General features: G+C 53.1%; 10 protein-coding genes. 1 reads left to right on the top strand and 9 read right to left on the bottom strand.

Annotation, left to right across the window (positions count from 1 at the left end; all coding sequences use genetic code 11):
* Positions 1–25: 25 nt before the first annotated feature.
* From ABYA77_RS05400 to ABYA77_RS05385, 4 genes are all read right to left on the bottom strand, one after another.
* Entirely contained in the window at positions 26–1,018 is a 993-nt protein-coding gene (locus tag ABYA77_RS05400; protein ID WP_372964927.1) for a Nudix family hydrolase, read from the bottom strand.
* Entirely contained in the window at positions 999–2,216 is a 1,218-nt protein-coding gene (argJ, locus tag ABYA77_RS05395) for a bifunctional glutamate N-acetyltransferase/amino-acid acetyltransferase ArgJ (protein WP_372964926.1), read from the bottom strand. The genes ABYA77_RS05400 and argJ overlap by 20 nt, the downstream gene beginning before the upstream one ends.
* Positions 2,217–2,317: 101 nt before the next feature.
* Entirely contained in the window at positions 2,318–5,050 is a 2,733-nt protein-coding gene (gene secA, locus ABYA77_RS05390) for a preprotein translocase subunit SecA (protein WP_372964925.1), read from the bottom strand.
* Between the two features lie 89 nt (positions 5,051–5,139).
* Positions 5,140–6,096 (bottom strand): M23 family metallopeptidase, encoded by a 957-nt coding sequence (locus ABYA77_RS05385; RefSeq protein WP_372964924.1) that lies wholly within the window; start codon positions 6,094–6,096, stop codon positions 5,140–5,142.
* A gap of 216 nt (positions 6,097–6,312) precedes the next feature.
* On the opposite strand from ABYA77_RS05385, the gene ABYA77_RS05380 reads away from it, so the two are divergent.
* On the top strand, positions 6,313–6,765 hold the full coding sequence (locus ABYA77_RS05380) for a DUF721 domain-containing protein (protein WP_372964923.1): 453 nt from the start codon (positions 6,313–6,315) through the stop codon (positions 6,763–6,765).
* An 11-nt stretch (positions 6,766–6,776) separates the two neighbouring features.
* On the opposite strand, the gene lpxC is transcribed toward ABYA77_RS05380, so the two are convergent.
* The 5 genes from lpxC to ABYA77_RS05355 form a co-directional block, all read right to left on the bottom strand.
* Positions 6,777–7,694 (bottom strand): UDP-3-O-acyl-N-acetylglucosamine deacetylase, encoded by a 918-nt coding sequence (gene lpxC / locus ABYA77_RS05375; RefSeq protein ID WP_372964922.1) that lies wholly within the window; start codon positions 7,692–7,694, stop codon positions 6,777–6,779.
* A 213-nt stretch (positions 7,695–7,907) separates the two neighbouring features.
* Positions 7,908–9,065, bottom strand: a complete 1,158-nt coding sequence (ftsZ, locus tag ABYA77_RS05370; RefSeq protein WP_372964921.1) for a cell division protein FtsZ — start codon at positions 9,063–9,065, stop codon at positions 7,908–7,910.
* Between the two features lie 100 nt (positions 9,066–9,165).
* Positions 9,166–10,401, bottom strand: coding sequence for a cell division protein FtsA (ftsA, locus tag ABYA77_RS05365; protein WP_372964920.1), 1,236 nt, complete (start codon positions 10,399–10,401; stop codon positions 9,166–9,168).
* 36 nt (positions 10,402–10,437) lie between these two features.
* Complete coding sequence (locus tag ABYA77_RS05360; RefSeq protein WP_372964919.1) at positions 10,438–11,277, bottom strand: cell division protein FtsQ/DivIB; 840 nt, start codon at positions 11,275–11,277, stop codon at positions 10,438–10,440.
* Positions 11,270–12,238 carry a D-alanine--D-alanine ligase gene (locus tag ABYA77_RS05355; RefSeq protein WP_372964968.1) on the bottom strand — a complete coding sequence of 323 codons (969 nt, stop codon included), beginning with the start codon at positions 12,236–12,238 and terminating at the stop codon, positions 11,270–11,272. Before ABYA77_RS05355 ends, ABYA77_RS05360 begins: the two co-directional genes overlap by 8 nt.
* Position 12,239: the final 1 nt, after the last annotated feature.

The following is a 12,239-nucleotide window of genomic DNA, read 5'->3' as shown; positions in this document are numbered from 1 at the left end:
TCTGCGTTAATTCAGATCATAACGTTCATCTACCCGGCGACCACCAGAAGCTGATACCGGCGATGCCCTGAGCCCCTGAAGCACAGGCCCTGGGCCGATGGCCAACCCCCATTCCACCAAGACCGTAGACGGGGACAACCGCACTTGAGACCAAACGGGCAAAGCGCGTCCACCCCAAAGCCTTCTCGCCCGGATGACTGGTCGTCGGAAGCACAGGCCCAAGCACCGCGTAATCAGCCCTCAAAAGCTCTGCATGACGCAATTGGACAGCGCTATGGCACGACACACCCAGCGTCACGTTCTCCGGAACAGGGCGCTCTGAGAGCGCTTCAGCTTCACGCCAAGGCAAATGAACACCGGCAGCATCAGGAAATTCCCTGAGCAACTCAGGACTTCCGTGCAACAACACGCCGACACCGGTTCCAGAACAGACAGACAACACAGCAGCTGCCAGCTTCCGGTAATCCTCTTTTTGTAAATCCGGCGCACGAAGTACCACTAGCCCGGAATTCAGCCCTTTTACTGAAGCGACAAAGCGCGAGAAGCCATCTTCCCACGATACCATGGCTCCGGTAATCGGTAGATTCCCAGGCAGGTTCAACGCCTGGATAATCGGCCGGTTCGCAGCAGGAAAATCTTCATTCCTTAGGGAGTGAGGCCACAGCCAGTCAATCGACTGACCTTCCCTGCCTTCCGCCTCACCTTCGGCGGCAACGGTTTTCCAGACATCCAGAAACACCTGCTTATCGCCATAGTCATGATGAATACCAATGACAGGCTCCAGACTGTCCAGCGGCACCTTCAGACCGGTTTCTTCTGCAATCTCACGTACCAATGCTTGCTGGACGGTTTCACCAGGCTCGACCTTGCCGCCGGGAAATTCCAGCAGACCACCCTGATGAACGTGGTCCGGGCGCCGCGCAATCAGCACGCGGCCGTCCCGGATAATGACCGCTACAGCGACATGAACCGCTTTATCCGTTAGCACAGACACCTGATCAACTGCGGTATTCAGCATTGATGGTTACGTACTCTTGTGAGAAGTCACAGGTCCAGACGGTTTCCTGAATATCTCCACGCTTCAGATCAATGGCAATGGTGATTTCCTCCTGATCCATCACCGCTTGGCCGCGCTCCTCGGAATAATCATCTGCACGACCGCCATTGCGAACCAGACACACATCTCCCAGATAGATTTCCAGCGCTTTCAGGTTCAGATCCGGCACGCCGGCCCGGCCTACAGCGGCCAGAATCCGCCCCCAGTTAGGGTCTGATGCATAAAGCGCGGTTTTAACCAGCGGTGAGTGGGCAACCGTATAAGCCACATCCAGTGCTTCTTGCTGGTTTGCTGCGCCACTCACATCAATGGTGACAAATTTGGTGGCGCCTTCACCGTCCCGGACAATGGCATGGGCCAGATCCATATACACAGTACGCAGCGCATCTTTCAACTTGGTAAACAATGGGCTATCGGCCATGATCTCAGGGCCACTGTACTGTCCACTGGCCATCAGCATGCAGGAATCATTGGTCGATGTATCACTATCAATGGTGATCCTGTTAAACGACTTCTCGCCTAGCTCCGAAGCCAACGTCTGCAAGGCATCCGGTGCAATTTTTGCGTCCGTTGCGATAAACCCGAGCATGGTCGCCATGTTGGGGCGAATCATGCCTGCCCCCTTACTGATTCCGGAGATAGTGACTGTATGGCCATCCAGATCAATCTGACAGGACGCACCTTTGGGACGAGTGTCTGTGGTCATAATTCCACTGGCAGCCTCGGCCCAGCGATCTTCGCGAGTATCTGCCAGGGCTTCCGGCAGCGCCTTAACAATTTTATCGACAGGCAGGGGCTCACCAATCACCCCCGTAGAAAACGGCAGTACGCTGGCAACGCTCACACCCCCCCTCTCAGCCAGTGCAGCACAGCAACGCTCTGCATCCGCCAGCCCGTGGTCACCTGTGCCCGCATTGGCATTGCCCGTGTTAATCAGCAAATAACGAGGAGCAGCCTCAGCCAGATGACGTCGACTCAGCACCACAGGAGCAGCACAAAACTGGTTCTGGGTAAAAATACCCGCCACCCGCGCCTCAGGCGTCAACTCAAACACTACAACATCCTTACGGCCAGGCGTCTTGATACCTGCACTGGCAATGCCGATCTTCACCCCTGCAACCGGAAAAAACTCCGGTAAATTTCCGGGACCTACCGCCATGACTCTCTCCTCGAATTATCCCAACCTGAAAACGACAAAACCCGCAAGCTGCCGATGCCTGGGCAGTTTGCGGGTTCTGGCTTGTGTACTTCCGGTTCGCTTCAGCTAACCTTACCGCAGCACTGCTTATACTTCTTACCAGACCCGCATGGGCAAGGCTCGTTTCGGCCTACCTTGCGTTCCTGGCGCACAAAAGTGTCTGGTGTTGCCTGTTGATTGGCGTCGCCCTCACCCTGACCTGACGCAGTGGCTCTGGTTTCGTCATGGCGAAGGTTGGCACGAGCCATTTCACGCTCCAGTTCTTCCTTACGGCGACGCTCCACTTCCTCCATCTCTTCGCGGCTTTGCACCCGAACGTGGCTCAGGACCCGGGCTACATCCCGCTTCATGCCATCCAACATGTTCTCAAACAGGTTAAAGGCTTCGCGTTTATATTCCTGTTTAGGGTTTTTCTGAGCATAGCCCCGCAGGTGAATACCTCGACGCAGGTGATCCATATTCGACAGGTGCTCTTTCCAGAGCGTATCCAGCACTTGCAGGAAAACCTGCTTTTCAAACTTACGCATGGACTCAGCTCCGGCGACTTCCTCCTTCGCCTTATACTCAGCCACAATAGCGTCAAGAATCTTCTGACGCAGTTTTTCTTCAAACAGCTTGCTGTCTTCTTCCAGCCACTTCTGAATCGGCAGGTCAATTGCCATTTCAGATTGTAGCTGTGCCTCCAGACCACTCACATCCCACTGTTCTGGCATACTTTGAGGCGGAATGAACTCACTGATCAGCTCATCAACCACATCCGCCCGGATAGTATCAACCATTTCGGAAATGTCGTTCGAAGCCATAACTTCGTTACGCTGCTCATAGATAACCGTACGCTGATCATTAGCGACGTCATCGTATTCCAGCAGAGTTTTGCGCATATCAAAGTTACGGCCTTCAACCTTGCGCTGAGATTTCTCGATGGCATTGGTGACCATGCGGTGCTCAATGGCCTCGCCTTGTTTCATACCCATCGCCTGCATCAGATTCTTCACACGTTCCGGCGCGAAGATTCTCATCAGGTTATCTTCTAACGACAGGAAGAAACGGGAAGAGCCCGGATCACCCTGTCGACCTGCACGACCACGAAGCTGGTTATCAATCCGGCGGGATTCATGGCGTTCAGTACCAATAATATGCAAACCGCCGGCTTCCAATACCTGATTGTGGCGTTCGCTCCATTCAGCTTTAAGACGGGCGATTTCTTCTTCAGAAGAGTTCGCCATACCCGCGGCTTCATATTCCCAGTTACCACCCAGAACGATATCTGTACCACGGCCCGCCATGTTGGTAGCAATGGTAACGGCACCCGGGCGACCGGCCTGGGCGATGATCATTGCCTCGGACTCGTGCTGCTTCGCATTCAGGATTTTATGATCAATACGTGCTTTCTTGAGCAACATAGATAAGAGTTCAGACGCCTCAATCGACGCAGTACCTACCAGAATAGGCCGGCCTTCGGCTGTTACGTCTTTAATCTCATCAATAATGGCGTGGAATTTTTCTTCCTGAGTCAGGAAAACCAGATCATTGTAATCAATCCGCTGAATTGGCTTATTCGGCGGAATCACGACAACATCCAGACCGTAGATCTGACGGAACTCGAAAGCTTCGGTGTCTGCGGTACCGGTCATGCCTGCCAGTTTTTCGTACAGGCGGAAATAGTTCTGGAAGGTGGTTGAAGCCAGGGTCTGACTTTCTGCCTGAATTTTCAGGCCTTCCTTCGCTTCAATAGCCTGATGCAGGCCTTCGCTCCAGCGACGGCCTGGCATGGTCCGGCCAGTGTGCTCATCAACGATAACGACCTGACCACCCTGAACGATGTAATCAACATCTTTCTGAAACAAGTGGTGAGCTCGCAGCCCGGAGTGGACATGATGAAGCAAGCCAAGGTTAGCGGCAGAATACAGACTTTCACCTTCTTGCAGCAGACCGCGACCAAGCAATAGCTCTTCCACTTTCTCGTGGCCAGTTTCGGTCAATTCCACCTGACGGGTTTTTTCGTCAATGGTGAAGTCACCCGAGGATTCACCCTCTTCACTGACTTCCCCCTGCTCCAGGCTGGGAATCAAGGTATTAATCGCCTGGTAAAGTTTGGAGGAGTCTTCAGCCGCTCCGGAGATTATCAGCGGCGTACGAGCTTCATCGATCAAGATAGAGTCCACTTCATCCACGATGGCGAAGTGGAGCCCGCGCTGGACCTTGTCATCAATGCTGAAGGCCATGTTATCGCGCAGGTAATCAAACCCAAATTCGTTATTGGTTCCGTATGTGATATCAGCCTGATAAGCGGCCTTCTTTTCTTCCGGCGACTGGCCGGAAACCACAACACCCACTTCCATGCCAAGGAAACGATAGAGTTTACCCATCCATTCGGCATCACGACGGGCAAGGTAATCGTTCACAGTAACAACGTGAACCCCTTTGCCAAGGAGAGCGTTCAGGTATACCGCAGCGGTTGCGACCAGGGTTTTACCTTCACCGGTTTTCATTTCGGCAATACGCCCCTCGTTCAGGGTCATAGCACCGACTAACTGGACATCGTAATGCCGCATACCCATAACACGGCGACTGGCTTCACGAACGGTAGCAAAGGCTTCAGGCAGGATCGAGTCCAGAGTTTCGCCTTCTTCCAGGCGACGGCGGAACACGGCGGTCTTGCCCTGCAATTCGGTATCCGACAGCGCGCTAAACTGCTCTTCAAGTTCATTGACACGTAAGACCACCTTGCGCATCCGCTTGATTTCTCGAGCGTTCTTACTGCCAAACATCTTGGTTGCAAGCTTTGTGAACATAGACCACGGCTTCTTCAGTTAAACGGAGGAAGCCGGCATTCTAACCTTATTTAGCGAAAGGACAAAAGGAGGGCTTCACGGGAATGAAATCAGCGGCTTGCACGCCGGATATATTTTTCCGGATTTTCGGGCTTGCCATTACGGATCACTTCAAAGTGAACATGCGGGCCAGTGGAGCGGCCAGTGCTTCCCATCAAGGCGACAACCTGGCCTTTTTGGACGATGTCGCCCACGTTCACCTTGATTGTTTTAGCATGAGCATAACGAGTCACCAGGCCATCGCCGTGGTCTATCTCAACCAGGTTGCCATAGCCATAACGTTCATCTGCATAGGTCACCACGCCGCTAGCCACTGCAATGATGTCACTACCGTCTTTGCCTGCGAGATCAACACCGCCATGCCAGGTACGTTTACCCGTGAAAGGATCGGAGCGATAGCCGTACTTAGAGGACAGCCAGCCCCAGGTAATTGGACGACCCTGCACATAAAGCTCATCTTCCAGCTTCTCCCGCGAGGCAACTTTCTCTAGCAAGCGCAGCTGCTTCTCACGATCTTCAATTTGCTTTTCAATCTGGTCAATCATTTTCGTCAGCTCTGGGGCGCTGAAGGAGTCGGCTGGCAGCAACTCTTCTTCCGGGCCACCCATAGCCGCAGATTTATCGAAATTAAATTCATCACTAGCCACAAGACCAGATTCTACAAATCGCTGACCCAAGGCGTCGAGGCGCAGCAAACTACCCTGAATACGCCCCAGACGAAGAGTAAGGGCATCAATCTGGTGCCCTACTTCTTCCCGCACTCTGTCAACTTCAGCCTGCTGCTCGTTAAGTTTCTGCTGCCACTGTGAAACCAACTCAGACTCCTGCGGTTCAGCAGCAGAAACCTGCCCCATAGCGGCCTGATAACCAGCCCAGGCAGCAGCAGAAATGACCGCCAGCACGATGAAAATTATGCTTATTACAGAAGCGGCATTCAGCGGTATGGACCGATGCTGACCATGGCTTTTACCAACGAAAATTACATTCATATCGTCGTTCGGTGTCATTGGGGAGTCGCAACCTTATCCTTGTAGTGCTGCGACCCGGAATATTTCCGAGCGGGTCTGCTATCCTTAGCAACAACTACGTACTGAAAAAAAGTCGTAGCATCCGGTAGACAATCTCTTAGAGTACAATGTAAAACGACTGTCATATCCATGCTACGTACAAAGCGTGCAGAAGTGTAACCAATCGTAAACAGCGTCGTCGAGCAAAACCCGGCAATGAACAGAAAAAGTGATCAAAAAATGATCTTCAGCACAGTTTCGCCAGGCTCAGGCTCTACCCTGAAGCAACTTATTGCGAAAGCCGGTGTGCATATTGAAGCAGAGCAAATTGTCCTCTCGGCCATTCCCGACGACCTGGTAGAAGGTACCCGATTTGTCGCCTGTCAGGATGGGGAGCTCGTACTGTCTACAGACACCGCCAGCAAAGCAACCCGGCTAAGGTTCCGCCAACACGAGATCATGGAGTTACTCCGGGAAAATGAACTTTTCCGTTTCGTCTGGAAAATCCGCATAAAAGTGGTGCCAGCCAGATTCAAAGCGCGAAAGAAAGCAGAAAAGGTGCCCCTCAGTAAAGAAAATGCCCGACTCCTCTCAGAGGAAGCCGGGCACACGAAGGATAAAGCATTACGCGAGGTTCTCGAAAAACTCGCTAGTCACGTCCGGGATTAAGGCTTCCAGCCTTAACCTTCGACCGCCAACACAGGCTTCATGTAAGAAATCGGGGCAGTTGCTTCGTCATCGAAGGTCACCACTTCCCATGCATCTTCTTCAGCCTTGAGCTTGCGCAACAGCTTATTGTTCAAATCGTGACCAGATTTAATACCGCGGAACTCACCAATCAGGCTGTTGCCCAGAAGGTAAAGATCACCGATTGCATCCAGCACCTTGTGCTTAACGAACTCATCGTCGTAGCGCAAGCCGTCTTCGTTCAGGATTTTGTAGTCATCGACCACAATGGCGTTATCGACACTACCACCAAGAGCCAGGTTCATCGCTCTCAGCTTTTCGATATCGCGCATAAATCCGAAGGTTCGGGCGCGGGATACTTCTTTCACAAAGGAGGTACTTGAGAAATCAACCGTCGCGGTCTGGGCCCTGCCCTTGAACACCGGGTGGTCAAAATCAATACCAAAGCTGACTTTAAAGCCTTCAAACGGCAGAAAGGTCGCCTTTTTGCCATCTTCTTCAACAGTCACTTCACGCTTGATACGAATGAAACGCTTTGCGGCCTCTTGTTCTGAAATACCTGCAGACTGGAGCAGGAACACGAACGGACCAGCAGAGCCATCCATAATCGGCACTTCAGATGCGCTGAGCTCAACGAAACAATTATCAATTCCGAGACCGGCCATGGCGGACAGCAAGTGCTCTACCGTCGCCACACGCACACCGTCTTTTACCAGCGTCGTGGACAGCATGGTCTCACCCACATTTTCCGCGCAGGCACGAATTTCGACAACCGGGTCGAGATCCGTACGCCGGAAAATGATCCCCGTATCAACTGGTGCAGGCTTTAGGGTCAGGTAAACCTTTTCCCCTGAGTGCAGGCCTATACCGGTCGCACGGATGGTGTTTTTTAGTGTGCGTTGTCTGATCATCGGTTCATTATTCCGTCACAAAAGAGCGATATTCTGAGCAAAATTCTGCCCGTAGAATATCAGAATTCAAGACTGAGCACCATTTAACCAAGATGACATTACTTAACTTTACTAATAGCCACTCGCTATGGTTAGCCAGCTCATGTTTGACAAAGACTTAAACTTTCACCCTCATTGAGTGTCTCAGCCTTATGCCAGATTTGAGACAGATTATCAGTCAGCCTGCCTGCGAAGGAATGCGGGAATATCGAGATAATCCACGCCTTGCTCTTCGCTTTCTTTGCTCTGGTCCAATGCTACGTTGCCTTGCGTGACAGCACGACGACGGAGAATGGCCGGACGATCCAGTTGGTTGTAATCAGTTTTGCCATCCAGAGTGCGGGAGTTATCCACAACCTTGGTCGGCTTTTCGCGTTCACCACCCAAACCAGTAGCTACAACCGTAACTTTCAGCTCTTCGGTCATTTCCGGATCGATCACCGTACCAACCACAACGGTGGCAGAGTCTGAAGCAAACTCACGAACGATGTCGCCAACCTCGGTGAACTCACCCAGGTTCAGGTCCATACCCGCGGTAATATTGACCAGAATACCTTTGGCACCCTGCAGATTAACGTCTTCCAGCAGCGGGCTGCGCACAGCGGCTTCTGCGGCTTCACGCGCACGGTTTTCACCCGTCGCACGACCGGTACCCATCATGGCCATACCCATTTCAGACATAACCGTCTTTACGTCAGCAAAGTCGACGTTGATCATACCGTTGCGGGTAATCAGGTCGGCAATACCCTGAACAGCACCCAGCAGTACATCGTTTGCTGCAGCAAAAGCGTCCAACAGGCTGGTTTTCTTGCCCATGACTGCCAACAGCTTTTCGTTTGGGATGGTGATCAAAGAGTCGACGCTTTCTTCCAGCTCTTTCAGACCGGATTCCGCAACACTCATTCGCTTGCCACCTTCAAACTGGAACGGTTTGGTTACAACCGCAACCGTCAGGATGCCCAGCTCACGGGCGACTTCAGCAACAATCGGCGCAGCTCCGGTTCCTGTACCACCACCCATACCAGCGGTAATAAACACCATATCGGAGCCGTTCAGGGATTCAGCGATACGGTCGCGATCTTCCAAAGCAGACTGGCGCCCTACTTCCGGGTTAGCACCTGCACCCAGCCCCTTGGTGATATTGCCGCCAAGCTGAATAATCTGACGCGCGTCCAGATCTTTCAGTGCCTGGGCATCTGTATTGGCGCAAATAAATTCCACGCCTTCAATGTCGCTATTGAGCATATGGCGTACGGCATTACCACCACCACCACCAACACCGACAACCTTTATAACTGCGGTTTGCTGAACATTATCAACGAGTTCAAACATATCCCCTACTCCTTCGTGCTGTTTCCGGACTTTCCAGACCGGTTAATTTCATTCGTTATGTGTTTTCGAGAAACCTTCGTGTACAACACCCGGGGCACCGTCAGAAATGACCGGTAAACCAGGCTTTCATGCGCTCAATCAGTGAAGGAGCGTCTTCACCTTTAAGCACCGGCGTCCGGCCAAGATCCATTTGCCGGAAGCCATGAATTAACAACCCAACGCCCGTGGCGTAAATCGGGTTATTAACCACTTCCGTCATCCCGGAGACTGCCTGAGGACAGGCTAGTCTTACCGGCATGTGGAAGATTTCTTCAGCCAGCTCCACCACCCCTTCCATGGTGGAGGAACCGCCCGTGATTACGATGCCCGCCGGAATCAGCTCTTCAAATCCGGAACGGCGTAACTCTGACTGCACCAGCGTGAACAACTCCTCATAGCGAGGCTCAACCACTTCCGCCAACGCCTGGCGCGAGAGGTCTCTGGGAGCCCTGTCGCCAACACTTGGCACTTTGATGGTTTCCTCTGCACCGGCGAGTTGGGTCAGTGCGCAGGCATACTTGATCTTGATTTCTTCAGCGTTCTGGGTTGGTGTCCGCAATGCCATGGCAATGTCATTGGTCACCTGATCACCGGCAATCGGGATTACTGCGGTATGACGAATAGCCCCACCCGTGAATACAGCGATATCTGTGGTGCCACCACCAATATCGACCACGCAAACCCCAAGCTCTTTCTCGTCCTCAGTCAAGATGGCATGGCTGGATGCCAGCTGTTCCAGGATGATGTCATCCACTTCCAGGCCACACCGCTTCACGCACTTTTCGATGTTCTGAGCCGCGTTGACAGCACACGTCACCAGATGCACTTTGGCTTCCAAACGGACGCCAGACATGCCCATGGGTTCCTTAATGCCTTCCTGGTTATCAATCACAAATTCCTGAGGAAGAATGTGCAGAATCTTCTGATCAGCAGGAATGGCCACCGCCTGCGCGGCATCAATTACCCGATCAACATCAGCCTGCGTGACTTCCCGGTCCCGGATCGCCACGATGCCGTGGGAGTTCAGGCTCTTGATATGGCTACCCGCAATACCGGCATATACCGAATGAATCCGGCAACCCGCCATCAGTTCAGCCTCTTCAACCGCACGCTGAATAGCCTGTACCGTCACTTCAATGTTCACCACCACTCCGCGCTTGAGCCCGCGGGATGGGTGGGAACCGATTCCGACAACTTCGATGGTTCCATCCATCTTTCGCTTGCCGACAATCGCAACCACCTTGGAGGTTCCGATATCCAGGCCGACAATCATGTTTTCCGTTTCAACCGATGACATGTGTTTCACCAAACCCCAGGTTCGTATTAATCGTTATCAGGATTTCGGTGCAGCAATTGCTGCATCCGCCTTCCACTGCACCGCAACGCCATTGGTGTAGCGGGCATCTACCCGACTGACTTCATCCACTCGGGAGGCCAGTCGGTTCTCGTATACGGTTATGAAGCGTTCAAACCTTTGCTCGACCTTATCCCGCCCCAGTACCACTTCAATTCCATTCGTCAGAGTCAGAGTCCACGCACCACGCTGTTCCAGTGACAGCCCGGCAAAGCCAAGACCATAACCAAATAACTGTTCACTCATATTGCGCGCCATGGCGATCACCTCCCGAACCCTCTCATCGGGCCCGGACAACCGTGGCAGTCGCCCAGCCACTTCAGGGTTCGGCGGCGAGAACAGCTCACCTGAACGGCTCACCAAACGCCCATCACTCCAATAGGCCAGCGGTTTCTTCTCCCGAATATCGATGACAAGCCGACCAGGCCACACACGCCTTACTGCCGCAGACTCAACCCAAGGCCGGCTTTCCAGCGCAGCTTTAATCTCAGCAAGATCCGTCGAGAAATAACTTTTTCCTATCCAGGCCCCGGCTGCTCGTTCAATCCCAATCTGACTGTCTCCGACAAACTTGCCGTGAACATCCACCGCCACTATTTGTTGATCCATGGCGGCCAACAAACGGTCAGTACCCCATGGCACCAGGGCTGCCAATAACACAATGGTGGCGCCCAGACCAACCTGCAGCCAAGGCACGGCGGACAAAACAGCTTTCAACACACCAAACCGGTCTTGCCCAGGTTCTACAGAGGTTGCCCCCCGTCGACGGGGCTGCTCAGGCGGTACTGCCCGGCTCCGGATCAGTAATGTTTCAAGCATTCGGCGCCTCCACCAAAGTGTCTTTCAGTATTCGCACCACCAGTTCCTGGAAGCTGATACCCGCGGCTTTCGCCGCCATTGGAACCAGGCTGTGATCAGTCATTCCTGGCACGGTATTCACTTCGAGCAACCAGAATTCACCGTTCGCATCTTGCATGATGTCGACCCGCCCCCAGGTGCGGCACCCCAACACACGGAATGCATCCAGGGCCAAATGCTGCAAACGCAACTCATCATCTATTGGCAGCCCGCAAGGGATTCTGTAATGGGTGTCATCAGCCAGATACTTCGCGTCGTAATCGTAAAAATCATGATCTGTGCTCAAGCCGATAGCCGGCAGAGCTTTGTCCTGAAGCAAGCTGACCGTAAACTCCGGCCCTTCAATCCACTTCTCAACCAGCACCAAGTCATCCATTGCCGCTGCAGACTCGTAGGCTTCCACCAGCTCACTGGCAGTACGGACTTTTCGGATACCAATGCTGGAGCCCTCGTGGGCTGGCTTAACACTTAATGGCGCCCCCAGACTTGCAACAATATCTTCAGCTTCATCAGCAGACTTCATGGCCCGGAATGCCGGAGTTGGCAGGCCACAGCCTTCAAAAACATATTTCGTGCGCAACTTGTCCATGGCCAGAGCCGACGCCAGTACCTCACTACCGGTATAGGGAATGCCTGCTTGCTCCAGGATTGCCTGAAGCGTGCCGTCTTCCCCGCCCCGCCCGTGAAGCGCAATAAATACCCTGTCAAAATCCGGCGCGATCACAGCATCCAGCAAGCTGCCACGAACATCTACACTTCGGGCATCAACACCTGCAGACTGCAAGGCTGCCAACACGGCTTCACCACTTTTCAGGGACACTGCTCGTTCAGCAGAATCGCCGCCCATAAATACCGCAACCCGCCCCAGAGCTTTTACCAACTCGGGGGGCGCCTGATATGTTTGAGTGTCGGTATGGGTCATA

Source organism: Marinobacter sp., from assembly GCF_041595835.1.
In the GTDB taxonomy this organism is placed as follows: domain Bacteria; phylum Pseudomonadota; class Gammaproteobacteria; order Pseudomonadales; family Oleiphilaceae; genus Marinobacter.
The sequence above is the reverse complement of the archived record's forward strand: the minus strand, read 5'-3'. Positions and strand labels throughout refer to the sequence as shown.

Excerpts from the sequence above, each read along its gene's own strand:
- argJ (WP_372964926.1), bottom strand. The coding sequence starts at position 2,216 with ATGGCGGTAGGTCCCGGAAATTTACCGGAGTTTTTTCCGGTTGCAGGG.
- ABYA77_RS05360 (WP_372964919.1), bottom strand. The coding sequence starts at position 11,277 with ATGCTTGAAACATTACTGATCCGGAGCCGGGCAGTACCGCCTGAGCAG.
- ABYA77_RS05355 (WP_372964968.1), bottom strand. The coding sequence starts at position 12,238 with ATGACCCATACCGACACTCAAACATATCAGGCGCCCCCCGAGTTGGTA.
- secA (WP_372964925.1), bottom strand. The coding sequence starts at position 5,050 with ATGTTCACAAAGCTTGCAACCAAGATGTTTGGCAGTAAGAACGCTCGA.
- ftsA (WP_372964920.1), bottom strand. The coding sequence starts at position 10,401 with ATGTCATCGGTTGAAACGGAAAACATGATTGTCGGCCTGGATATCGGA.
- ABYA77_RS05400 (WP_372964927.1), bottom strand. The coding sequence starts at position 1,018 with ATGCTGAATACCGCAGTTGATCAGGTGTCTGTGCTAACGGATAAAGCG.
- lpxC (WP_372964922.1), bottom strand. The coding sequence starts at position 7,694 with ATGATCAGACAACGCACACTAAAAAACACCATCCGTGCGACCGGTATA.
- ABYA77_RS05385 (WP_372964924.1), bottom strand. The coding sequence starts at position 6,096 with ATGACACCGAACGACGATATGAATGTAATTTTCGTTGGTAAAAGCCAT.
- ABYA77_RS05380 (WP_372964923.1), top strand. The coding sequence starts at position 6,313 with ATGAACAGAAAAAGTGATCAAAAAATGATCTTCAGCACAGTTTCGCCA.
- ftsZ (WP_372964921.1), bottom strand. The coding sequence starts at position 9,065 with ATGTTTGAACTCGTTGATAATGTTCAGCAAACCGCAGTTATAAAGGTT.